The 25,326-nt window shown below is 53.5% G+C and carries 17 protein-coding genes and 1 pseudogene; 10 read left to right on the plus strand and 8 right to left on the minus strand.

The window, feature by feature from the left end; translation table 11 throughout:
- The first annotated feature begins 247 nt into the window (after positions 1-247).
- Positions 248-1,258: a LacI family DNA-binding transcriptional regulator gene (locus G7Y45_RS17400; RefSeq protein ID WP_005780657.1), complete on the plus strand. Its 1,011-nt coding sequence runs from the start codon at positions 248-250 to the stop codon at positions 1,256-1,258.
- A 134-nt stretch (positions 1,259-1,392) separates the two neighbouring features.
- Positions 1,393-2,709 (plus strand): SLC45 family MFS transporter, encoded by a 1,317-nt coding sequence (locus G7Y45_RS17405; RefSeq protein WP_005807682.1) that lies wholly within the window; start codon positions 1,393-1,395, stop codon positions 2,707-2,709.
- 156 nt (positions 2,710-2,865) lie between these two features.
- Here G7Y45_RS17405 and G7Y45_RS17410 read toward each other — a convergent pair whose 3' ends face one another.
- From G7Y45_RS17410 to G7Y45_RS17440, 7 genes are all read right to left on the minus strand, one after another.
- On the minus strand, positions 2,866-5,202 hold the full coding sequence (locus G7Y45_RS17410; RefSeq protein WP_165015612.1) for a hypothetical protein: 2,337 nt from the start codon (positions 5,200-5,202) through the stop codon (positions 2,866-2,868).
- A gap of 45 nt (positions 5,203-5,247) precedes the next feature.
- Positions 5,248-7,602 carry a hypothetical protein gene (locus G7Y45_RS17415; RefSeq protein ID WP_165015609.1) on the minus strand — a complete coding sequence of 785 codons (2,355 nt, stop codon included), beginning with the start codon at positions 7,600-7,602 and terminating at the stop codon, positions 5,248-5,250.
- A gap of 128 nt (positions 7,603-7,730) precedes the next feature.
- A complete protein-coding gene (locus G7Y45_RS17420; protein ID WP_165015606.1) occupies positions 7,731-10,337 on the minus strand; it encodes a hypothetical protein in 2,607 nt (868 codons plus the stop codon).
- A 142-nt stretch (positions 10,338-10,479) separates the two neighbouring features.
- Positions 10,480-12,897 (minus strand): hypothetical protein, encoded by a 2,418-nt coding sequence (locus G7Y45_RS17425; RefSeq protein ID WP_165015603.1) that lies wholly within the window; start codon positions 12,895-12,897, stop codon positions 10,480-10,482.
- A gap of 164 nt (positions 12,898-13,061) precedes the next feature.
- The gene (locus G7Y45_RS17430) at positions 13,062-14,078 is read right to left on the minus strand and encodes a FimB/Mfa2 family fimbrial subunit (RefSeq protein ID WP_032535713.1); all 1,017 of its coding nucleotides are present in this window, start codon (positions 14,076-14,078) and stop codon (positions 13,062-13,064) included.
- Positions 14,075-15,346, minus strand: coding sequence for a DUF3575 domain-containing protein (locus G7Y45_RS17435; RefSeq protein ID WP_165015600.1), 1,272 nt, complete (start codon positions 15,344-15,346; stop codon positions 14,075-14,077). The genes G7Y45_RS17430 and G7Y45_RS17435 overlap by 4 nt, the downstream gene beginning before the upstream one ends.
- 2 nt (positions 15,347-15,348) lie before the next feature.
- Positions 15,349-15,795 carry a hypothetical protein gene (locus G7Y45_RS17440; RefSeq protein WP_137570179.1) on the minus strand — a complete coding sequence of 149 codons (447 nt, stop codon included), beginning with the start codon at positions 15,793-15,795 and terminating at the stop codon, positions 15,349-15,351.
- A gap of 563 nt (positions 15,796-16,358) precedes the next feature.
- Here G7Y45_RS17440 and G7Y45_RS17445 point away from each other — a divergent pair.
- From G7Y45_RS17445 to G7Y45_RS17460, 5 genes and pseudogenes are all read left to right on the plus strand, one after another.
- Positions 16,359-16,673 (plus strand): hypothetical protein, encoded by a 315-nt coding sequence (locus G7Y45_RS17445; RefSeq protein ID WP_005807684.1) that lies wholly within the window; start codon positions 16,359-16,361, stop codon positions 16,671-16,673.
- Positions 16,674-16,788: 115 nt separating this feature from the next.
- Positions 16,789-17,010 (plus strand): annotated as a pseudogene (locus G7Y45_RS20065) (Lin1244/Lin1753 domain-containing protein); the annotation flags it as partial.
- Positions 17,011-17,193: 183 nt separating this feature from the next.
- Positions 17,194-17,766, plus strand: coding sequence for a hypothetical protein (locus G7Y45_RS20000; RefSeq protein WP_234071302.1), 573 nt, complete (start codon positions 17,194-17,196; stop codon positions 17,764-17,766).
- Positions 17,767-18,349: 583 nt separating this feature from the next.
- Positions 18,350-19,264 carry an Rpn family recombination-promoting nuclease/putative transposase gene (locus G7Y45_RS17455; protein WP_165015717.1) on the plus strand — a complete coding sequence of 305 codons (915 nt, stop codon included), beginning with the start codon at positions 18,350-18,352 and terminating at the stop codon, positions 19,262-19,264.
- Positions 19,265-19,591: 327 nt separating this feature from the next.
- Complete coding sequence (locus tag G7Y45_RS17460) at positions 19,592-21,460, plus strand: bifunctional DNA primase/helicase (protein WP_165015595.1); 1,869 nt, start codon at positions 19,592-19,594, stop codon at positions 21,458-21,460.
- A gap of 18 nt (positions 21,461-21,478) precedes the next feature.
- On the opposite strand, the gene G7Y45_RS17465 is transcribed toward G7Y45_RS17460, so the two are convergent.
- On the minus strand, positions 21,479-21,724 hold the full coding sequence (locus G7Y45_RS17465; protein WP_005807688.1) for a DUF4248 domain-containing protein: 246 nt from the start codon (positions 21,722-21,724) through the stop codon (positions 21,479-21,481).
- A gap of 372 nt (positions 21,725-22,096) precedes the next feature.
- On the opposite strand from G7Y45_RS17465, the gene G7Y45_RS17470 reads away from it, so the two are divergent.
- The 3 genes from G7Y45_RS17470 (at position 22,097) to G7Y45_RS17480 (ending at position 25,158) form a co-directional block, all read left to right on the plus strand.
- The gene (locus tag G7Y45_RS17470; protein WP_227559558.1) at positions 22,097-22,576 is read left to right on the plus strand and encodes an HU family DNA-binding protein; all 480 of its coding nucleotides are present in this window, start codon (positions 22,097-22,099) and stop codon (positions 22,574-22,576) included.
- A gap of 28 nt (positions 22,577-22,604) precedes the next feature.
- Entirely contained in the window at positions 22,605-22,700 is a 96-nt protein-coding gene (locus G7Y45_RS17475; protein ID WP_005807693.1) for a smalltalk protein, read from the plus strand.
- Positions 22,701-22,842: 142 nt separating this feature from the next.
- Positions 22,843-25,158 carry a family 65 glycosyl hydrolase domain-containing protein gene (locus tag G7Y45_RS17480; RefSeq protein WP_005780672.1) on the plus strand — a complete coding sequence of 772 codons (2,316 nt, stop codon included), beginning with the start codon at positions 22,843-22,845 and terminating at the stop codon, positions 25,156-25,158.
- Positions 25,159-25,326: the final 168 nt, after the last annotated feature.

A 25,326-nucleotide genomic window follows, 5' to 3' on the forward strand; every position in this document is an offset into this window, starting at 1 on the left:
ATATTAAACAAATCCGTAAATATATTGGTTTTGTTTTTATATAAAATCATTTACCTTTGGGTGAAAAACGAATTATTCACCACAGAGGGACACAGAGTTTCACAGAGATTAATCAGCTGCGCTCTATTTGTTTTCAGACAACAGAACAGATGAACAAATAAAGGATAGTATGTCCTTTGGTTCTTATGTCTAAAAAAAACTCTGTGCCCTCTGTGTCCTCTGTGGTGAATTTCAAAACCAATCAACCATGAATAAACCGCAAATCACGATCAAAGACATCGCCCGCGAACTGGGAGTCTCCCCCTCCACCGTATCGAGGGCCTTGAAGGACAATCCCGACATCAGCCAGGAAACAAGGGACGCTATACATAAGTACGCGCGCGAACATAATTATAAGCCTAATGTATTGGCACTGAACCTGCGCACGAGCCGTTCCAACACCATCGGGGTCATCATTCCACAACTCGTGCACCACTTTTTTTCGTGTGTGCTGAGCGGCATCGAGGAGACGGCGGCAAAAGCCGGATACAACATCCTGGTGGCACAGAGCAACGAAGAGTATGAACGGGAAGTGAAAATCGTCCACTCTTTTCTCGCGGCACGGGTTTGCGGGGTCATCACTTCCCTGGCCAAAGATACCTCCCAATACGACCATTACCAAGAGTTGCTGGACAATAATATCCCCATCGTGTTTTACGACCGTATCTGTACCGGAATCAATACCGAACGGGTGGTGGTGGACGATTACGCGGGCTCGTTTGCGGCGGTGGAGTATATGATACAGACCGGATGCAAACGCATCTTTTTTTACAGCGCCGCCCCTCACCTCGAAATCTCCAAGAACCGGCGGAACGGTTACCTGGATGCCATGAAGAAGTACCGGATTCCGGTAGACCAGAGCATGATCAAGCTGTGTGATACCCGCGAGAAAGCAATTGCCATTACTCCCGCCCTGCTGGAAGGCCCCGACCGTCCGGACGGTTTCTTTGCCATCAACGACGAAACGGCATCGGGCATCCTCTATTCCTGCAAACTGGTGGGACGGAAAGTGCCGGACGAAGTGTCCATCTGCGGGTTCACAGACGGAGCCATTGCCCAAAGCACAGACCCGAAACTGACCACGGTAGAGCAGCACGGCGAGGAGGTAGGCAAAAGTGCCATCAAGCTGCTGATAGAAAAACTGGAGGGAAACGATGAAGGAAAAAGCAGCAACAAAATCGTGCGGACCAACCTGGTGGTACGAGGAACAACGAAATAAACCGGGTTCACCACAGATTACACCGATTTTCACAGATTCTTTAATTTTATTGGTAATAAATAAGGCAAATTATCAATCTGTGTTAATCTGTGCAATCTGTGGTGAACTCAAAACAATATAATTATAGATTCACCATGAAAGTAAAACCTGACTTAAGTTTTTGGAAGCTGTGGAACATCAGCTTCGGTTTTTTCGGCGTACAGATTGCATACGCACTGCAAAGCGCCAACATCAGCCGCATATTTGCTACATTAGGCGCCGATCCGCACAGTCTGAGCTATTTCTGGATACTCCCTCCGTTAGCGGGAATCATCGTACAGCCCATCATCGGTTCGGCAAGCGACAAAACCTGGACACGCTTCGGGCGGCGCATCCCTTACCTTTTTGTAGGTTCGCTGATCGCGGTGCTCGTGATGTGCCTGCTGCCCAACGCAGGCAGTTTCGGCATGGCAGTGGGCACGGCGATGACCTTCGGACTGGTGTCGCTGATGTTCCTCGATACTTCGATCAACATGGCCATGCAGCCTTTCAAAATGCTGGTGGGCGACATGGTAAACGAGAAACAGAAGGGACTGGCCTACTCCATCCAGAGCTTCCTATGCAATGCCGGCAGCCTGGTAGGTTATCTGTTCCCGTTCATCTTCACGTTTATCGGCATCAGCAATACGGCGGGCAAGGGGACGGTACCCGATTCGGTGATTTACTCGTTCTACATCGGTGCCGCCATCCTGATCCTGTGCGTCATCTACACCACGGTAAAAGTGAAAGAGATGCCCCCGAAAGAGTTTGAAGAATTCCACGGTATCACAGCCGACGAAAAGAAAGAGAAAACCGACTTCATCTCTCTGCTGAAGCATGCCCCGAAAGTATTCTGGACGGTAGGCCTGGTACAGTTCTTCTGCTGGGCGGCCTTCATGTACATGTGGACGTATACCAACGGTGCCATCGCAGCCACCGTATGGGGCACCACCGACGTGCAGAGCGCAGGCTATCAGGAAGCGGGCAACTGGGTAGGCGTGCTGTTTGCCGTACAGGCCATCGGCTCGGTCATCTGGGCAGTGGTGCTCCCCCTGTTCAAGGCACGCAAGCAGGCCTACGCACTGAGCCTCGTGCTGGGTGGCGCCGGATTTATATCCACCCTCTTCTTCCACAACGAATACCTGCTGTTCATCTCCTACCTGCTGATCGGATGCGCCTGGGCAGCCATGCTCGCCCTGCCGTTCACCATCCTGACCAATTCTGTTTCGGGCAAGAACATGGGCGCTTACCTGGGATTGTTCAACGGGACCATCTGCGTTCCGCAAATTGTAGCGGCACTCGTCGGCGGAGGCATCCTCCACCTTGTCGGCGGACATCAGGTGAACATGCTGGTATTGGCGGGCGTACTGCTGATCGTGGGAGCCGTTTGCGTCTATTTCATCAAAGAGACGGTGGTGCATCACGAAGGGTAAGCCGGAGAGGCTGTGCGATAAATACTTGGCAATCGGGGGAAAGGCCCTAAAAAGTAATTCCTCCGGACTCACTTGTCCGGAGGAATTATACAAACAAAACAAATACTGTCCGTGTCTCCCGACAGGGAAGTCAATTATCGGCCTGCATGAATGCCATTAATTCACATGGACAGTACCCGATTCTTTCTGGATCAGACGGTAAGTCTTCACTACCGGCGCCCCATTGGCATACGTAGTCACGGTAAAGTTCATTTCGCGGGCATTTCCGAAATTCTGAGGGAAACGTGCCTTTACATTATACGAACCGTTAGCTGTTACCATATTGACTTTTCCTTCCGACTCTACCCATCGGTTATCTGCCTCTCCAAACGAGACAAGCACCGGACGTATCTCTTTTTTATCGGTAGAAGGAGTGCCGCTGATGGTAAACATATATTTTTTTTGCTCTACAGAAAGCCCAAGATTATCAGGAATCTCTCCCGCTATAATAATCGTGTTTCCGTCCATCTTGATGCAGCCGGCCGCTGCCAGATCGGCATTCAGTTGTATCTCGGCGCTTTGGCAAAGCGTCGCCTTGTCTACCGTGCCGCTCTGAATGATGGTCATGTCCTTGGTCTCCATTGCTCCGCTGCCCATGTTGGCGGACGCATCCCAATGTCTCAGCGTCAGCGTGGCACGGCGCTCTTCTTTACCGATATTATCGGTCATGGAAAGGGCATGTATGCTTTGGGAGCCTAATAGAATATTAGATTTCTGTATCCAGTCGCAATCTTCGGGAATCACCACATCCACTGCTGTCAGGGTTCCCCCTTGTTCCAATCCAAACACGAACGCTACGTCCAGGCCAAAAGGCGAACATTTGTAAACGTCCTCACCCTGCTTTAAAAACATGTTTGCCACCAGCGGACCAAAGTCAGTAGTGAAATCTCCCGTATACTCCGTAATGTCCAGATAATCCTGGTAAACGATATATTCATCAACTTTCTGCTTGCGATCAGTAGTATTGTACGTCACGAGGGACAGCTTTGCCGTACGCGGACGTCCGGTATTGTTCGCTTTCGTGACTTTCAGTTTGTAAGAGATCTTGCTCGAGTTTAAAGATCCGGCACTCTCTAACCCAACTTCCAGCCAATCACAATCTTCCGGCAATACGATACCGATCGGATTGATATCGTTATTGTTCGTGCCTTCGATAGTGGCGATCTTCACTGCTGAGAAACTTGGAGAAGGATACTTGATGGTCAGCGTCTTTGCACCGGCATCCAAAGTCGCATTAGTAGATTCCTCTGTCAACTGGGCATTCGCATTCAATTTCCCCATCACGTCCTCCGTATCTACAGATTCTCCGTAGTTCCATTCGGCAACGGTGATGTCGGCAGTGACATTACCGGCACTGTTGTTGAGGTTGACAATGTAGCGGGTATTGACATCCATACCTTTGAAAGTACCGGTCATGCTGCTACCGAACTCGGCTTTCACCTTGATATCACCGCTACCGCCTATGCTGCCTGTAATTTCTACACTTGGGATATAACCATTAGTAGTCTCCGCCTCTATCGGCAAAGCGTACAGTGCGGCAGGAATCAGTTCCGCGTTCACCACGTCTGCCGCCGCCAAAGCTACAATATCGTAGTCCCCGGAGGTGGTTGCCTGCGGCACATTGCCGAACATCGTAGAGTTCTTCGCTCCCGAGAGTGTTACCTTTTTCACCGTGAAGCCTGTACCTACAGGGTTCTTGATGTCGATACGGGCCACACGGCGCACCAGCGTGGCATTGAGAGCCGTGCCTTCGGCAACGTCCTGATTGGTATACAATGTATTGAAATTCTGCGCCCCTGAGCCATCGTATTCATTACGCCCGATGACGGCGGTCATAGGCAGCCCATTCTCAGCAGTGATGTTATTGCCATTTGCGCTGAGTGCGGTTTCAAGGATTTTCAAGTCATCCAAGCCGGAAAAGACCGACGCAGTGCTGCGGTCATTCCCCACCCCGGCGGTGGTGACGGCGAGAGCAGTCAGATTTGAAGTGTTACGCTCACCGTCGTTCACCACCAGCACAAATCTGCGGGTGCGCCCGTCGCCCTTAGGCACGCCATACGAAACCCGGTATCCGTCGCCCACGGGGGTGAGCACCAGGTCGTTTTCGTTGCCCAAAGCTTTATACCGGTAGATACGTTCCAGGGTATATTTCTTCAAGTCATCCGCACTGGTCCCGGTAATCGCCGCACTTGAACTCTGGTTGTACAGGTCCACAAAACTGTACAGGTCCAGCTTTTCGATTTTCACTTCACCGGGCAAAGCGATGATGTTGTCGCCTGCCGCACGGGTGACCACAGTCCCTCCTAACCCATTGATTTTCATACTTACCAACTGTTCGCCACTCTTCAGCGGGACATCCGGCCGGTTTTCATTCTGCAACTCTTCGTTGCTGCAAGATGCCAATCCCAATAAAAAGGTGAAAGCCATCCATTTAAACAAAGAACTTCTTTTCATACACGTTCGTTTTTTAGTGTGTTAATACTATCTGTTGTAAAAGAATCATTTTACGCCGTGGGGTTCTTGCCTCACAGTCAGCTTGCGTGTTTCACCATTGCGCAGCTCCACGCTGACCGTCGCCGTGCGGGGAGGCAGGTTGCCTATCTCCTCTACCGTCACAGGCACATACAAATCCGCCTTCAGGCTGATGCAAGGAGCGGTCATTTCGTAACCGGCATGCAGCCAGGACGCATCGACAGTCACCTTCACCGGTGCGGACAGCGCCGGATAGAGCAAGCCTACACAGAAGGGATTATCATTCACTTCGGTGACAGTCGACTCAAGCCTGTTCACAATGGCCTTTAATTGCTTTCCGGCTGCGGCAGCCCCACTCTCCCGAAGGGTCCGGATGTACGCTTCATAGAATCTTACCTCATTGTATCCATCATCTCCCACACGGATCGGGTCACGCATGGCAACCCGGATTTCACTTCCCTCCATCCGGAGTTCGCCGGCTTCGCGCAGCGGGAGTCTCACCTCCACGTCATCGGCCATCTGTGCCGGGTCCGGATCGGCTTCCTGCACCACAAGCCAGTCGGCCTCCACCGGCGCGTCATCGTTGTTCGCATCCCGATAGCGCATCCGGAAGGTGGCTTCACGAGGTTGTCCGGTCCTGTTTTCGTCCACCCGGAAGTATAAGCTAACCGCACCGGGTGATGACACCGATACCTTCTTCACCCAGTCATAATCTTCCCAGGCAAAAAATTCCAGATAGGAATCGCCGCCCCCGCCTGTCGCTCTCGTAACCACCTCGTGCCCGATCACCCGGAACGCAGCACCTCCAAACGCCGGCAAGCGGATGACCCGCGCGTCCGGATCGACACGACACAGATCCTTCATCAGCCCCACTCCCCGGACCTCCACCGAAGCCAACGCAGGACTGTGCGCCGCTGCCGGTTCCAGACAGACTGTATACTCCACAAAGCAGGTCTTCCCGTCTTTTTCGTACACAAAGCTGACAGGCACACGCAACGGATAATCGTTGCCGACGGTAACAAAAGAACCTCCGCCTATTCCGGCTCTAACCGTACGGGTTACGGCAGGTTGCTTCATCTCTAAAGTAGTTTGAAACGTTTCCGATGAAGGGTTGCCGGTTACCTGTCCCGTCCCGGCCGCCAGCCAGTCACATCCCTCGGGAATTTGAATCCCGATCGGTTTCGTATCTCCCGAGGCTCCGGTCAGGGTGACAATGGCAGGATTCGCTTCCCTCAGAATACCGTCCCTCAGTGTGATAGTGGTACCTGCCACCGTCACACCCGTTGCCGACGGTGCCACCTCCACTGTACATCCGGCGTTGAGCCTGTCCGAAAGATCGCCGGTATCTATTCCGTTCCCTTCGTCCCAGTCCGCCACCTCGAGGCTTACCCCCAGGTTGGCATCATCGTTCCGCACCCGCAGCAAGTAACGGGTATTGGGCTTCATGATGCCCCGTGCCGTCAGCGGCAGTTCGTTGTTCATCAACTTCCCGGTGAGGCCGATCTCCACCTCCGTATCTGCTTTGAGCGGAAAAAGGTAGCAGGCTCCGGCAGTCTGTACGGCAGTGACGGATAGCGGAACGGCCTTATATTCCGTTGCAGCAGCGCCCGCCGGTTCAGCGAAAAGAGCCATTTCCGCCGCAGCTTTCACCTGTATCCCCTCCACCCGGTATCCCGTAATGTCGGGATTCACAATATCGATGCGGCTCACCCCGCGCACCAGCCGCACCGAGAGCCCCCGATCGAGTTGCTGCGGGCTGAAAACGGGATCATCGCTTATCACTCCGTCGGAACTGATCACCCGGTGGGTCACTTTCGCGCTCATGGGCAGCAGCGGACATGCCGGAGGCAGATACGCCGTCCCGCCCGATTCCCGATCGGGTGTCCACTTGAAGGTGCTGATTGCAGTGCCATAAGTCAGGTTTGCCCAATCCCCGGGCGGGTTGGCTATCCCGCGGTTGGCGCACACCAGGAAGGCCCGTTGGTGCGCGTCCCCTTCGGGCACCCCGATACCGGCATGATATCCGTCGGCATCGGGCAGCAACAGGAAGTCATTGTCTGTTCCGCCCGCCTCATAGCGGTACGTCCGTTCGTGCTTGAAGTTCGTCACATCTGTCTGCTCCGCAGTTCCGTCCCAGCTCACAAAGCAATAGACGGTGAGCGACCTCACCTCACACTCTCCCGCCAGTGTCAGGCTTTCGTTACCCGCACGGGTAGGCACGGCGCCTCCACCTGCCAGCCCGGTAAGCGAAAGATTCACGATCCGCTCACCGTCCGCCGGGGAGACCGGGAGGAAACCATCCTGCTCCGATACGTCGGAACAGGCGGAACCGCCCAGGGTGAGCAAAGCGGTGAGAAAAATAATAGGTATAGTCTGTTTCATAATTGTTTTGAGTTCACCACAGATTACACAGATTAACACAGATATTTTAGTTTAACTCCCAGTAAAATAAATTATTAATCTGTGAGAATCCGTGTAATCTGTGGTGAGTTGTATTCATTTCTATTCCGTTACTGAGAAAGCAAGCTTCCGCCTCCCGAAGAATCCGCCTGATATATGGGGCGTTGCACCAGCGTATAAGTCGATGTCCGGATTGCTCCTCCTTCATAAGTCTGCACACTGAAGCTGACACTGCGGTCCGCGCCCGTCTCGTTGGGCAGCAGCCGCAGCTGACGGACAAAGCCGGGCGGGGGACCGTCCCCCTCGTCTCCGTCACCTGTCAAGACATCCTCCCGGCTTACATACACAAGGCTCTCGTACAGCCAGCCGCACCCCGTGGGGATGATGACCCTCACCGGCTTCCGGCCTTCGCTGACCACGTGGCAGGGATTGGATATCGTCCACCGGGTATTCCTCTTGCCCACGTAGATGGTGTTTCCATCCATGTAGAGCTCGTCCACCGGATAGCCGTTTCCCAACCGGAGCCCGGCCGACGACGCCATCCGCGCATGCACCGCGGCAGACACCGGGGGTTGCACCAGCGTGTAGCGCCGCTCCTCCAATGACGTGCCATCCAGCACCGTCGGGTCGGCGACGGTCGTCGAGAGAGACCTTATGTCCCCACCCCCGCCACCGGTGCCGGAGGACCCGGAATGCGTGTTACGGCGCACCACAAGCACGGCCCGCCGTTCCGCGCCGGTCAGGTTATCCTGCACTGCGGTCAGTATCCGCCGCCGGGGCATCAGGGCACCGATGTCCAGCACATCTTCCAGGAAGACCGCCGCCCATGGGTCGCCCGGCGTCTCGACGTAGGCCGATCCGTCGGACTCGGGGCTCAAAGCCGCTTCCGCCGCCGTCCTTGCCGTCCCCACGCCACCCTGCGCCGTTTCAGGGTCGAGGCACAGGCTGACCTCCCCCATATAGGGAGAGAGCAGGATGGGAGTGGCTTCGTCCAGTGTCCAAGGCCGGGATAGCCACGAAGGGGTATCGCGCAGGCTCCCCCCCGCGGGCCACTCCCGGGGAATGGACGTGTTTTCCTCCGCCCCATAGCTGAAGCAGTCTTCCACCACCCTCCAGTCTTCGTAGCGCAAAGCGCCGGTGGCCGCATCTTGCAGCACCAGGGTGAAGGTGGCGGGAGCCGTCGGGACTCTCCTCCGCCACACGGAGACGGAACGCATCGGGCCGCTTCCCGTTTCCCTCAGGTCGGCCACCTCTTCTTCGGTGGGTATCAGGTAAAGCCTCACTTCGGCGGTATTATCATCGGTCTGACTGTGCACCACCTTGACGCGGCCCTGTAGCGGCGCCGAGAGGATGACACCTATCGGGTCGGAATTGCCCGATGCGCCGGTAAAGCGGACGAAGGGATAACTCACGATCTGGTACGTGCGGTCCGATCCGGCCGGCACGAACTCCTTCGCCACCCACTTTTCGGTGGCCGGGACGGCATCGGACAGCGCCCCGGACATCAATCCCCCGCGCCCGGCAACGCAGGTATACGAATTTTGCGCCACACGGACCGTCCGCGTCGGCAGCTCTACCAGCCCGAAGCAAGACACGACGGGCCCGAACCCGGTCCCGGCCGGCAACCGCCCAGTGACGGAGGCCACCTCGGTATTGTAGGTCGTCGCCGTCACCTCGGCGTCGATATCCGCCCCCTCGTCCCAAGGCAACACCTCGAGGGTGGCGGCCACATTGTTTTCGGCACTTTTGACGCGCACCACGTAACGGGAATTTGCCTCCAGCGCAGCGGCAGGGATGGACACGGTGGTCTCCGCGCCCAGATAAGTCCCCTTCAAGGTGAGCGTGAAGGCTCCCGGAAAACTGTATACCGCCGCGGGCAGCCATTCGGCATCCGTCAGTGGCAACTCTATGGCGGCAGTGGCTGACGTACTTCCCGCTGCTCTGTCGAACAAGTCTGCCTTGTCCTGCCGGGTATAGCTCAGCCCGCTCAGGACAAACCGGCTGACAAACGGGTTACTGATGTCGATGCGTGCCACCCGCCGCCTGAGTTTCACCTTCAGCCCCCCGGCAAGGTCGGCCGCGGTGAAGACTGCCCCGTCGTCATACCGATAGGTTCCGTCGTTCATCAGCACCGGTTTGGGCACGTTGCTCGACATCGGGAAAGGAGCCGCCAGTGCGGCGGGCGGCCCGGCGGCGACGGCGGTCTGCCGTGTCAGTACCCCGCTCAATGGGGTGGCCGACGAACGGTCGGCCTCCGTAGCGGCCACCGCGGTGAGGTCCGCCGGCGCAGGCGTGTTAGCCAACATCAGGAAGCGTCGCTCGTAGGCATCCTCGGGCACCCCGATACCAAACCTATAGCCACCCGCCCGGGGGCTGAGCGTAAAGTCATTGGCGGCCCCGCCCTGCTCATAACTGTAAATCCGCTCCAGAGTGAGCGACGAAGCATCGGACTCGCTGCCCGAAGTATTGACAAAACTGTATATCCGCAACGCCTGTATCTCGTTCTCGCCGGCGATCGTCTCTCCCGCATCCGCCTCCGTACGGCTGACAGGCACGCCTCCACCGGAGCTAATTCCGTCGAGGCTGAACATCACCGCCTGCTCTCCGGGACGCAGGCGGACATCCCCGTTGATTTCCGATCCGGGTATGCCGTCGGCAGTGCACCCGGACAGCAGCAGGCAGATACCTGCCAGAAGAGCCATCGTAGTTTGTTTCATAATATGTATGTTTTTGATGTTCACCACAGAGGACACAGAGGACACAGAGAATATATTTCTCTTAAATATCCTAATAAACAAGAGATTAAAACTCTGTGTCTTCTGTGTCCTCTGTGGTGAACCGTATTCATTTCTATTAGCGTTAAAAGCCGCTCCAAGTACCGACGGCCCCGCTGTTCTTCCCCTGGTTGACGGTGAGCGTTTCGGTTTTCAGTCCGCCGCTCCCGTCGTGGTAGCTGATGTTGATCCGTCCGGTGCGGGCTGAGGATGCGCTGTTGGCATCTATATACAGCCCCATCATGTAGTGGCCGGCATCGGCAGTATCGCCACCAGACGTTCCGTCTATCCTTCGCGAACAAGGTACCAACTTCATCCACGCGGCCCCCTGCACAATCTCCACCAGGATGGGGTACCGGTCTTTGCTGCGGATACTTACGCAATATCCATCAGGATTAGCCACCCCTCCATTATCGGCAATGCTCAGCGTATTTCCGGAGCAGGAGACACCGGTGACCGTTCCGCTATTCATCGTCTGGGAACAATCCACTTCATAGCCGGCGGAGGTGAGTTTCGTCGCGTCTCCCCCTCCCGCCTCCTGCTCCAGGGTATAGACGGTAGTCTCCAGCCGATTGGTGGAGGCGTTCCAGCACCGGAGTGTCAGGCTCCCGGTGCGGGGCACGGAGCTGTGGAAATTGTCGGACATCAGGAGAAAGTTCTGACTCTGACCCTCACCCATCATTATCTTCCTCTGCCACTCCAGCCATCCGGCCTGTTCTGTCCAGCCGGACGCGAATCCCGCATCTTCCAGCACGAAAGGCATGCTTCCCGAATAGGGAAAGACGGGAAGAGTGATTTTATGATTCACCTCGTCCACCCGCCACGTGTCGTCGGGCGGAGTGATGGTGACAGGCGGAAAGTATTGCGCAGCCCCCGCAGCATCGCCCAAAACAGTGTTCAGCAGGGATGGCAGCAGATAGTCCACCTTCAGGGTATATTCGTCCACCTGCTGGGTTTTCGCCCCGGTAGCGGCGTCCGTACGGTGAGTCACGAGGCTGATCTTATAGGTTTCGGGAGCCCGGAAACTTTCCATCAACTGCTTTCCCGAAGCGGCATCCGACTTGGCCAGCCTCAACGGCACGACGTAGGTGCCTGTAGCGGTACTTGCCGTTCCCATCGAAAACAGGGGGGCATCCGCCGGCATGATCACGCCGATAGGGTTTGCGTCTCCGGCAGCTCCGGTAAAGGTGATCAGAGGCATCCAAGGGTCTGCCACCCTCTCTCTGCCGCCGCCCGAAAGCCGGGAAAAATGGATCACCCGGTTGTCGGCATCTATTTCCGCTATGCTGCCGGCCTCGCCCATGTCGGCATTCAGCGCCACCGTCGCCCCGGCGTTCAGTTTCCCGAAGACATCGCCCTCGATGCCGTGCCCATCGTCCCAGGGCATGGCACGGAGAGACGCCACCGCGTTTCCGGCGGAATTCTTAATGGTTATCAGGTAGCGGGTGTTGGGCTTGAACCAGCTTCGGCCGTCGGTAATGACCAGCGTCGTCTCCACCCCGTAGAGCACGCCCGCCAGTTCGATCTTGAGCGTGCCGCCGTCATTGCCTGTTCCGCCCCAATAGTCAAGCTGGGGCAGATAGAACACCGCCGGGAGAAATTCGGCATTCTCCACAGGGAGATCGGGATAGTATCCGCGGGTGGAAATCTGTTCTCTCCCTTCCGCGTTGAATTTCCACTCACCGATGTCGCTGACCTTGACCGAGCGGAGCTCGAAACCGGAGGCGGCGGGATTGTCAATGTCAAAGCGCGCCGCCTGCCGGGCGAGATCCACCCGGACGCCTTGCGCCAGCTTTTCGGCGGTAAAGTAGTTTTTCTCCTGATAGCCTCCTCCCGTCAGTTCCTGCCGCCAGTATCCGGTTCCCATCATGCAGAGGGGGCAGGCGATGGGGGCCAGGCTAAGCGGGGTGCCCTCCCGCCCTCCGGCCGGGAAGAACTGCGGGCAACCCACACTCACGAAACGGGTGGCCGTGCTGCGGTCGGCAAGCGCACCCGTGCCGCTGTCCTTAATGGAGACCGCCACCACATCGGCAGGCACACCACCCCCATTCGCCACCAGCTTGAAGCAACGGCGGTATTCGTCCCTGGGCACGCCGAACGTGACCCGGTAGCCATCCCCGTCGGAGATCAGCAACAGGTCATTGTCCGCCGCTCCCTCCGTATAGCGGTAGACACGCTCCAGAGTCGATTCCCCGGAAGAACCCGGCATTTCCATCTCCTCTTCGGAGAATACCGTCCCGTCCTGCCGGATATTGACGAAGCAATACACCAGCAATTCTTTCACCTCGTTTTCGCCCGGCAGCACCACCGCATCCGTAGCCGCCCGGCTGACGGGCACTCCGCCACCTCCACCCAGGCCGGAGAGCCGGATACTGGCTTCCATCTCTCCGGGGCGCAACGTTATCTGTCCGCTCCCGGACGCTCCCCCCTGCTCCACCTCTACCGTACAGGCGGCAAGCAGAAAACAGCAGAGGGATGTTAGTAAAGATCGTTTCGTATTCATTTTCATCTGGTTTTGAGTATTATTCACCACAGAGGACACAGAGGGCACAGAGGATATATTTCTCTTAAACATCCATATAAACAAGAGATTAAAACTCTGTGTCCTCTGTGTACTCTGTGGTGAACTCTATTCATTTCTATTTTAGTTTTTCATTTCCATTCCGTCTAATTGGCCCCTATGCTTCCTCCCTCCTGCCATCCGGAGGGGTGGGTTTGCATAATCAGCGTCTGGTCTTTGCCGATCCGCACCGTGAGATCGAACTCCTGACAAATGTTCCGGCTCAGCCCGATGCCCATGACATCGAAATAGCGGCTGAGGTCTATCTCTTTCATCAACCCTTCTCCTTGTTCGGTGAGCTCCAGTACGAGACGGCTCCCGTCGGTGAGGCGGAGGGTGACAAAGGATGCCTTGACCTGAAAACCGGACTCGATGACGGCAGCAGCCCGATAGACCGACAGAGGTACACCGGTATCCTGCTTCGGGAAGGTATAATCTCCCCAGGTTTCGCCGCCGCAGAAGTGGTAGGCGGTATGCAATCCGCGCAGGCGCATCACCGGCGACCGGGCCGAACGTACCTCCGCAGGGATGTCGTCCTTCCACTCCACTGTCAGGTTAAGCCGGGCATGGGCATGCATCAGCCCCACGGTCAACTCGTTCACTCCATATTCGGATACCTTGAATGTAGCGGTTCCATAATAAAGCCTGCCTACGTTGGCATACTCCGCCGAAGCCTCTTTGCCACCATAGGGCAAGGCATGCAGCCTGCCGTCCTCCATACGGCTACCGTGCGGATTTATCTCCTCCATACGGCAACTTCCGCCGGGCGCATTGCCCCACACCACCAGCCGGTAGGTGCCGGGCGGCAGTGTAAGCATGCCCACCCCCGCCTCGCACGAATCACCCGGAAACTCTCCCACCAGCACACTGTCCTCGGTATAAACAAACTGGCGGAAGTCCTCCACCGGATAATCTCCCGTAGCAAAGCCGCGCCCGTCGGAAGTCACATAATGTATCAGCACATTGTAGGGACATGTCCGCATTTCATACTCCAGGGTACATGAAGCCAGGAAGAGGAGGTATACAAAAGCCGGCCACTTCCAATGCCTCCACACCTCCTTCCGCCGCAGGAAAGCGGAAGGAGAAGCGCTTAAAGTTGCAAATATGTCTGTCGTTGTTTTCAAGGTTGCTCACTTTTTTTTCTTTCCCATTCCACCACAAACTCAGTGCGCCTCAGTCCGGGGAACCAATCCTTCAACATCGTCCGGTAAGGATCACCGTGTCCTATCTCCATCAGCCGCAGTTCACGTCCGTCAAAAAGAGGCACTTCGCGGATGATACGCAAGGCATCCGCCGCCCACGACGGATTTCGGCGGATCACCATCTCTTCAAGCCCTTCCCAATCCTCGGCAACCGCTTTCAGATTGAATACCGAATGATTAGGCAAATCATATACCTCGCTCAGATATTCCATCACACCCACAATGCGGCGGTTAGCCAAATTCACGTTATGATCATAACGTCCCTCGGGCGAAGCATAGCCGGTGAGCCGGATGGAGCGCACCGTCACTGTAGTATCCGCCAGCAGAGGACGCAGCAGGCTGTCGATGCGCGCCAGCTCCCTCCGGTTAGTGGAGAAAGCAGGCAACACCCGGGTGACATTGACCGGGTATTGGATATACATCACGCCCCGCCCCGACTCTAACCGCAGGTTGCCCGATGCCGTGAGTGTATCGCGTCCGGCGTGCAGGCTGTCCAATGCCCGGCGATAACGTTCGTTCTGTTCTTCTATCCGACTCAGCACCAGGCGGAGACTATCCGCTTCGCGCCGGTCGCGGAGCGACATTTCGTAGGCAGTACGTGCATCGGACGGAGCCGTAGCGGCAGGCGGGCATCCCAGACGATAAACCAGGGAAACCGCCGCACGGGTAGGCCCCCAATAATGTCGCTTAAAACGTGCTTCCATCACAGCGCATCCCCGGCAACGATAACGATCGTACTTCAGAAGGGCATATCCCACACCGAGCGACGCCTCTATCCCCCAACGTCCCGCCAGTCGGTGATAATATCCATAAGTGAGCCCGCCTCCATAGACAGTACCCCGATAATGATGGTGTTTCAGCGCATGTATAAAAGGGATGCCGCCCACATCGAACCGCCCCGCCAAAGCATGTGCCCCCACAAAGTGGCGGCTAAACGGACGATCGAACCAATAACGCGTCTCCACTTCAGCCAGATAATGCCTCAAACTGAAGTCTCCCCGGAAATCAATCAGATTGTAGGCGCCCCAGATCTCCGCACTCATACGAGGCGAAAAGGCATACTCCACTCCGAGGTTAGGCGTGGTGGTAGCCGCATGCAGCAAGTTCACCTTCAACGCCAACCGTTGCTGGGCCCGAAAGGGTAACACCCCGATTGCCAACATAAGAATAGAGATAAGTATCCGGTTCATATTCACTCGTTTTTCAGATTTTTCAGATAGGGATAATGAAAACGTGCCAAGTCTTCGAAAGGATAGTGCACATACACTGCGAGAAACATATCGAAAGGGTCAAAGGGCCAATCGGAACTGCCGGTGCAAAGTTGCCGGCGTAAATCGGTCACCAGTTCACACACTGCAGGGCACATACGCAAAACTCCAAAACGATAGGTTATCTGATCGGCCACCATTTCAAGTGCTTGTAAAAAAGGACGGAAAGGAGCATGACGCAAATGCCGGAAACTGACACAAAGAAAATAACAGCACTCTTGGGCAGAAACCAACCAACGGGTATACGAAGGAATAAATACCATTTGTTTGGATCTGACTTCCGTCTCCATGCCGCTATCCGGCAAAGACACCACTGCCACTCCCCGCTGCAGAAAAAGCAGGAGGAACTGTTCACCTGAGTTCTCTTCCATGCAGTTTTGTGCAGGACAAGTGTATTCACAGAATCGAAAATCGGATTTAACATCTTGATATTCAATCCACTTAGTCTCAAAACTATAATTCATACCGTTTCGTTTGTGTTTCAAAAAACGTACGTCTGTTGAAACACTGTTTTTCGTCTTTTCGCCTGTATCTCTCTGTATCAGCTTTTCAAGTCCATCGGGCATTGAGCAGAAGTTCCAAACAAGCGAAAGCACCCACCAACACGGCTTTTGACAGAATAAAACATATTTTTCAAAAAATATTATTTATAAATTATTTGGATAAACAAAAAGAAGACATTATTTTTGTGCCAAAAGACGTACGTTTTTTGAAACACTAATACTTCAATACCACACTTATAATCAATGATATATAATAATGTATATGAAGTTTCCAAAATTGTTAAACAACGTTATCGTCTCTCTTAATATGTTCGTATTTCACTAATATACCTTAATTTTGCAGCTTCATTTATTGTAAATAATAATAAAAGAATGAAGAAAGAATTTTTTTTAAATGTGAGGCTGAAATCAACGAAGGAAGCCTGAAATTAGTGTTTGAAGACCCGGAAGAGATTCTGGAAGTATGTAACAAGATTTACTCTACGAAAGAGGATCGAATTGTCATACAAAGAGAAAGAAATCAGTTACTTACGTTTGCTCTCCGGAATGCGGTCAGTCTTGATACCTTCGATCCGGACAAGCCGTTCATCCCCCATCTGACACACCAGCTATGCCGTGCCTATGACTTCCGGAGCATCTACCGTCCCCAACAGTCCGTATCGGAGGAATACATTGAAAGAGAGCTGTTTAAGCTCTGGAACGAGATGAAAGAGAAAAACAATGAAGAAACACTCCGGAAGGCGTAGAACGCCCCCGGAGGATTATATGGAAATACGCACCCGAAGCCCTACCTTTGCTGCTGCAGAATAGGTTTGAAAGAAAGCATTCTGCACAGAATCAAATCATTTAACTTGCACTATTATGAAATACGAATTATTTTTCCGCTATCGCGTCAGCATGATGTCCGACGACCGGGTGATCGCCCTATGCGAACAGAACGGCATAGAAGGCATAGGCATCTATACCGTCCTGCTGGCCGAGTTACGACAACACGAGGGGTATCGCTGCGCCTTTGCTTCACTGCCTGCACTGGCACGCCGCTGGAATGTATCCCCGGAAAAGCTGCAAAAGATAGTGTGCGACTTCCGCCTGTTCCGCCTCTACGCGGAAGACGAAAACGGGCGCAGCTTCTCAAGCATCTATCTCGACGAAGAGATGAACACCGAACCGGATACCCCCGTCCGGAACCGCATTTCAACCGGGACGGACCGTCGAGAATCCGCTGCAACCGGGACTGCGGTTGCCGGAGCCACCACCGCGGGTGGGGTGAAAGTCACCGTGAAACGTGCTGCCAACGGGCGTTTCACCGCAACACGGTGTAAGAAAAAGAATATATTAAAAGAAAAAGAAGAAGAAGAGATAATCAGGGCTGCCCCCGAGCCTCCTTCCGTCCCAATAACGGAACCGCCCCGACAGCCCTCGCCGCAAAGCTGGGAAACATACGTGGAGAGTGCTTTCGGCGAACAGTCGTGGCTGGAGGTGCAGGCCATGCACTCAGGCATGGGCTTCCGCTTCATGGAGCTGCTGCCACACATCCGGACATTCTTCAAGCAACATATCGTGACGTATGGCAAAGAGCAAACCCTCTTCTCCATAGCCGACGCCAAAAGTTACTTCAGCAACTTCATCCGTCGCGGCTCTGCCACCCGGCAGGCGCTGGACACTGTACTGAACCGCCTGGAAGCAACCGAACGCCGAGCAGACGCTTACCGCTTTGAGCAGCGCGACCCGCTGACAGGAGCCCGCTCTTATTGCGGAGAGCACATCCCGGACGAAGCACCGCCCCGCCCGTCGGAGAACGCCGTGTGGAGCTCCGAGTCGGGGAAGTGGACGGAATGACGGCACCACCGGAGACTAATGGCGGCAGGGAGAACGGTCTCTGCCGGCAGGAAACGTAAAGAAAACCAATATCGCTCTTTGACTTATCGGAAACGGACATTCACCACAGAGTAACACGGAGTTTTTTTAGACAAAAGAACAAAAGAACAAATTATTCTTTATGTGTTCATCTGTTCTTCTGTCTGAAAACTCACCACAAAGTATCACAGAGTTTTTTTAGACAAAAGAACAAAAGAACAAAAGATTCTTTATGTGTTCTTTTGTTCTTCTGTCTGAAAACTCACCACAAAGTATCACAGAGTTTTTTTTAGACAAAAGAACAAAAGAACAAAAGATTCTTTATGTGTTCATCTGTTCTTCTGTCTGAAAACTCACCACAAAGTATCACAGAGTTTTTTTTAGACAAAAGAACAAAAGAACAAATTATTCTTTATGTATTCTTTTGTTCTTCTGTCTGAAAACAGGCAGGGCGCAGCCAATTAATCTCCGTGTGAGACTTTGTGATAAATTAAACAGGCTCTAATTTGGAATCATCCCTTTTAAAAGCTATATTTGCGGGATATGAATACAAAGAGGAGGTACGATAATGGATTATACAGACAGATATATCCGATTTGACTGGGCGGTGAAACGGCTGTTGCGCAATAAAGCCAACTTCGGCGTGCTGGAGGGTTTCCTCACAGTGCTGCTGAACGAACCGATACGCATCGTAGAGATACTGGAAAGTGAAGGAAACCAACAGCGCGAAAACGAGAAATTCAACCGCGTGGACATCAAGGCCCGGAACAGCAAAGACGAAATCATCATCGTAGAGGTGCAGAACACCCGCGAAATCTATTATCTGGAGCGAATCCTCTTCGGAGTGGCAAAGGCCATCACAGAGCATATCGAACTGGGAGAACTCTACTCGGAGGTAAAGAAGGTGTACTCCGTCAGCATACTCTATTTCGACATCGGACGGGGAAACGACTACCTGTATCACGGGCAGAACACTTTCGTGGGGGTACATACAGGCGACTTCCTTGAAGTGACCACTAAAGAGAAGAACGCCATCATACGGAAACTGCCTGCCGAAATCTTCCCCGAATACTTCCTGATCCGGGTGAACGAATTCAATAAAGTAGCCGTCACTCCCCTCGAAGAATGGATTGAATATCTCAAAACCGGTATCATCCGCCCGGATACGAAAGCACCCGGACTGGAAGAGGCACGCCGGAAACTGATTTATTACAACATGGATAAAAAAGAACGACTGGCGTATGACGAGCATATCAATACTGTCATGATACAAAATGACGTGCTGAGTACAGCCGCACTGGAAGGCAGACAAGAAGGCAGACAGGAAGGACTGGCGGAAGGCAGACAGGAAGGATTTGAGAAAGGACGGATCGAAGAGAAAAGAGAAAACGCCCGAAAGATGAAATCACTGAACCTCCCGCCCGAAACCATTCACCAAATAACGGGCCTGCCCATTGAAGAAATAGAAAAGCTATCTTAAGGATACTCACCACAGAGTAACACAGAGTAGCACAGAGTTTTTTTTTAGACAGATGAACAAAAGAACAAAAGATTCTTTATGTGTTCTTATGTTCTTTTGTCTGAAAACTCACCACAAAGTATCACCAAGTTTTTTGGACATAAGAACAAAAGAACAAATTATCCTTTATGTGTTCTTCTGTTCTTTTGTCTGAAAACTTACTACAGAGCGCAGCCAATTAATCTCTCTGTGCCCTCTGTGTCCTCTGTGGTGAAATCAAAACCATTACCCAGATTTCCGTTTCCGACAAGTTTAGAGCAAACGCCTAAAAACAAATGGAAATCGACCATGAAATCATTTAATTTTCGTGAACTCGGCATCGAATTTGATGCCTACGGCCGCACAGCAGGCCACATCAAGACCAAATGCCCCCGATGTATCGGGCAGAGAAGCAACAAAAGTGACAAGTCCCTTTCGGTGGACCTGGACTCAGGACTCTACAAATGCCATTACTGCGGATGGAGCGGAGTGGCAGACGACGGAAGCGGAAAGCATGGCGGACGAAAGACAGGAGATCCGCTGGTGGACTTCCCCGCCGAAAGAAACCGGACAAGCCCCCGGACAACAGCCCCGGACGGCACCGCTGTCCCCCAACGTCCCCAAAAACCTGCCAACGAAACCCCTCTCACTCCGGTGCAACTGAAATGGCTGGCGGACGAACGCCACATCAGTGCACACGCGGCGGAACAACTGCACATCACCTCGTCGGTGCAATACATGCCCCAAAGCGGACTTGAAGAATCCTGTCTCTGCTTCAACTATCTGGAGGAGGGACGGCTGGTAAACATCAAGTTCCGTGCCACGCTCCATAAACACTTCAAAATGCTCACCGGAGCGGAACTGATTCCCTACAACATCGACGGCATCAAAGGCACCCCGGAATGTATCATCACCGAAGGGGAGTTGGATGCAGCCGCCTTTGTCACGGCAGGGCGCACTGACGTGATATCGGTGCCCGGAGGTGCCAACCGTAACCTGAAGTGGATGGACCGCTTTGTGGACAGCCATTTCGAAGATAAGCGGGTGATCTACATAGCCGGCGATGCCGACCCGAAAGGGGAAGAGCTGAAACAGGAGTTGCTCCGCCGCCTGGGACGCGAACGTTGCAGGGTGGTCAGCTACGGCGAAGGGTGCAAAGACGCCAACGAGCTCTTGGTAAAGGCAGGTCCGGAAGCATTGTCGCAGGCGCTTGCCGACGCTCCGGAGATCCCGTTGGAAGGCGTATATACAGTGGCCGATGTGGACGAAGAGATGCGCATACTTTTTGAAAACGGACTGTCACGGGGAGCGGAAACGGGACTGAAGAACCTGGACGACCTCTGCACCTTCGAGACCGGAAGGCTCTGCGTCATCACGGGACACCCGGGCGACGGAAAATCGGAGTTCACGGACGAACTGGTGCTGCGCCTCTGCCTCAACCACCAATGGCGGACAGCTTATTTCAGCCCCGAAAACCAACCACTCCCCTATCACCTGGCCAAACTGACCGAAAAACTGACCGGACAGCGTTTCCGCAAGGGACTGATGACCGAAATGCTCTACGAGAAAGCGCAACGCTATCTGGCGGAAAACATTTCGAGCATCCTGCCCAAAGAAGATTTCACCGTAGAATCGATACTGGAACGGGCACGCCAACTGGTGAGGAGGCGGGGCATCCGCATACTGGTACTGGACCCTTTCAACCGGCTGGAACACCGCATCCCGGGCGGACAGACGGAAACGCAATATATCTCGGCATTCCTCGACCTGCTGGCAAACTTCGCCCAAAGGCACCAATGCCTCGTCATCCTCGTGGCACATCCACGCAAGATGCAGACAGACCCGCTGACGAAACGCCTGCCCGTACCCACGCTGCAGGACATCAACGGATCGGCGGCATTCGTCAATAAATGTGACTTCGGACTGGTGATAGAGCGCGACCGGCAGGCAGGGGTGACACGGGTACACGTGAAAAAAGTGAAATTCCGCCATTTAGGGAATATCGGCGAGTGCAGCTTTGTGTTCAACCCGGTGAACGGGCGGTACTCACCCTGCGAAGAGGACGCCACGGCGGAACGCACCGGCGACCGGATACGGAACACACAGTTCGACTCCAAACACTGGTTCGGAATGGGCGGAAATGCGGAGACTGAAAAAACACTCGATTTCCTGCCGTGAAAGGCCGCCCCGCCATCGTCATCCCGGTTCGCCGATCGCCTCTACGATCAGTTCCACCTGGGCGGGCGTATAGCGCTTGTCTTTAGTACGCAGCCCGGTAGCGGAAAGGGCCTCCGTCAGACCGGGAGACTTGCCGATCCATTTGCGCAATTCGCTTGCGGCACTCTTAGGACTGATTTCGGGCATATAGAGCGAGGCCAGTTCGGACTTGCCATAACTCTTTATCCGGAACTTTTTCTCTGTGGTTTCTGGTTTCTTTTCCATACTGTTTTTTTGAGTTGGGTTCACCACAGAGGACACAGAGGACACAGAGAATATTTTTCTCTTAAATATCTTAATAAACAAGAATTTAAAACTCTGTGTCCTCCGTGTACTCTGTGGTGAACCGGATTCATTTTTGCTTTGTGACACTTATTGATTCAGAGTACTAAGATACTAAAAAAGCAGTGGACGGGCAAGGCTTCTTGTCCGTTTTTATCTTCAAAAAGGCACTTACGGGACCAAAGAGCCGCCAATGCCCGCATCTTGCCCCGGACAGCCTGTGGGATAAAGCATAAGTACTACCTTTACATCGTAATCAGAAAGGCCTTGATGTATTACAGAAAGAAAACATTTTATGAATCCAAAAAACATTTTATTATGGCAGTACCAGTGATGCGCTATCAGCGCTACAAAGATCTGAGCGACAAATCGTCGCCCCAAAAGTATTATCTGAAACAAGAGCCGGGCAGCTCCAAAACAGCTACCATCGCCTCCATCGCCAAAGAGATAGAAATCACCGGAGCCCTGAGCGCGGAAGACGTGACACACGTCATGCAGGCATTCGTCCGGCAACTGAAAAAGTCGCTGGTGGAGGGAAACAAAGTGAAGGTGGACGGGCTCGGTACGTTCTACATCACGCTGACTTCCGCCGGAACGGAAACGGAAAAAGAGTGTACCGTAAAGGGTATCAGGCGTGTGCATATCCGCTTTGCCGTGGACAACAGTCTGCGACTGGCAAACGACAGCACGGCTACCACCCGCGGAGGAGAGAACAATGTGTCGTTCTACATCAAGAGTGAAACGCCCTCCGGCGACGGAGGCGACGGAGATATTGTAGATGATCCGACGGCATAAAAATGAATATTTTAAAACACACGAAGCAATGAAAAAAACAATCTGGCACAAAGTGCTGAAAGTGGTGATAGCCGTGGCTACTGCCATACTCGGAGCATTGGGAGTCAACGCAATGAATCCTTAGACGATCGATTATCGACATGAATACCCTGCGGGACCCTGTGTCCCTCCACGGTAAAAAAAAGACTTTTGATGCACAATGATTGTGCATCAGAAGTTTTTTTTGTATCTTAGGTGCCGATCTAAAAAACACAATCCCAATGACCATGAAAAAATTCCTCAAGGTAGACGAATGGAACATCATAGAAGAAGGTTTTCACGCCGACAACCTTCGCGCTTCGGAAAGTATATTCAGCCTCGGTAACGGACGTTTCGGACAGCGAGGCAATTTTGAAGAGTCCTACAGCAGCGACTCCCTGCAGGGATCATACGTAGCAGGAATCACTTTTCTGGACCGCACCCGTGTGGGATGGTGGAAAAACGGTTACCCGCGATTCTTCTCACGCATACCGAACACTCCGGACTGGAGCGGCATCTACGTGCGCCTGATCGACGAGGAACTGGATCTGGCACACTGGGATGTGGAGAGCTATGAACGCAGGCTGGACATGAAGGCGGGAATCTCGTACCGTGACTTCAGGGTGACTTCGCCCAAAGGCAACACGCTGGAAGTGCACGTAGAGCACATCAACAGCATGGACAACCAGAACCTGTGTCTGATAAAATACAGTGTGACATCGGTGAACTATGAAGGCAAAATCTCGCTGGTACCCTATCTGAACGGCGACGTGAAGCACGAAAGCGCCAATTTCGACGAAAAGATGTGGAACATCCTGCGTGCCGAAACCACCAACGACTACGCTTACCTCTGGGCGCAAACCCGGCGGGAAGATTCACAAATCTGCTGCGCACTGACGTACCGTTTTTTCAGGAACAGCAAGCAGATAAGCGTCAGCCCCATCAAGATAGAAAAAGAAAAACTGACAGGATTCAGCGCCGGAGCGGACGTGAAACCCGGCGAGAAGGTGACTCTTATCAAGTACACCGCCATCGTGTCGTCGCTGCAATGTGACCGTCAGGAGTTGGTAGAGCGCGCTGTGAACGAAGCCAAAGCAGCCAGGGAGCAGGGATGGGAATCGCTGACGGCAGCCCATAAGGAGCGGTGGGCAAAAATCTGGGAGGAGACGGACGTGGAGATCAAAGGAGACCCGGAAGCACAGCAGGGCATACGGTTCAACATCTTCCAGCTGAACCAGAGCTATCAGGGAGACGACGAGCGGCTGAACATCGGTCCGAAGGGATTCACGGGAGAAAAATACGGCGGCAACACGCAATGGAACACAGAATTGTGCTGTGTGCCCTACTTCCTGCTGTCCACCCCGAGAGAAGTGTGCCGCAAACTGTTGCTCTACCGCTATAACCAGTTGCCCAAAGCCATCGAAAACGCACGTAAACTGGGATTTACCGACGGGGCGGCACTCTATCCGATGGTGACCATCCACGGAGAAGAATGCCACAACGAGTGGGAAATCACTTTCGAAGAGATACACCGCAACAACATCATAGTATATGCCATCATGCAGTATGCCAGGGTGACAGGCAACAAAGAGTACATTGCCCGCTACGGACTGGAGGTGATGATTGCCATCTGCCGGTTCTGGAGCCAGCGGGTATCCTACTCGCAGGCACGGCAAAAATTTGTGCTGTTGGGAGTGACGGGGCCTAACGAGTACGAAAACAACGTCAACAACAACTGGTACACCAACTTCTCCTGCGTGCAATGCCTGCAAAGCACCATAGACAGCATCGAGATGGTGGCCCACGAATTTCCGGAAGAGTATGCACGGGTGCGCCGTGTCACCCGCTTCAATTATGCCGAAGAGACTTCGCGCTGGCAGAAGATCATCGACGGAATGTATCTCCCCCGGGACGAACAACAGGGCATCTTCATACAGGATGACGGCTATCCGGACAAGGAGCTGACCACGGTGGACGATATCCCGGCAAACGAACGGCCGATCAACCAATGGTGGTCATGGGACCGTATCCTGCGTTCGTGCTACATCAAGCAGAGCGACGTGCTGTTAGGACTGTTCCTGTATTACGAAAACTTTGACCGTGAAACGATTCTCCGGAACTTCCGGTTCTACGAACCCCGCACCGTACACGAATCATCCCTGTCACCTTTTGTCCACGCCATTCTGGCTGCCTGGATAGGCGACACGGAAGAAGCCTACCGCCTCTTCCTGCATGCCACGCGCCTGGATCTGGACGACTATAATAATGAGGTACACCAAGGGTTGCACATCACAAGCATGGCGGGAAGTTGGCAGGTCATCGTACGCGGATTTGCGGGAATGAAAATACTGGACGGACAGCTCGACTTCAACCCCATCATCCCCCAAGCGTGGGACAGCTATACATTCAAAGTAAATTTCCGTGGATGCACCCTGCAGATGAAAGTCGAAAAACAGGCGATAAAAATCTCTCTTTTAGAAGGATGTGAGTTGAACATCCGTATCTCCGAAGTTGTTTATAACCTGAAAAAGGGTAAAGATTTGACTGTACCGAGGCAGAAATAAAACGGTTTTCAACGATGAACGAGGGCTCACCACGGAGGACACAGAGGACACAGAGTTTTAATCTCTTGTTTATAGGATTATTTTAAGAGAAAATCTTCTCTGTGTCCTCTGTGGTAAGTTTCCGTTCATCGTCGCCAAGCCTCGCCACACCCGCCTCAGGTTGTTAAT

Origin of the sequence: Bacteroides sp. ZJ-18, assembly GCF_011038705.2 — a bacterium.
GTDB lineage: Bacteria > Bacteroidota > Bacteroidia > Bacteroidales > Bacteroidaceae > Bacteroides > Bacteroides hominis.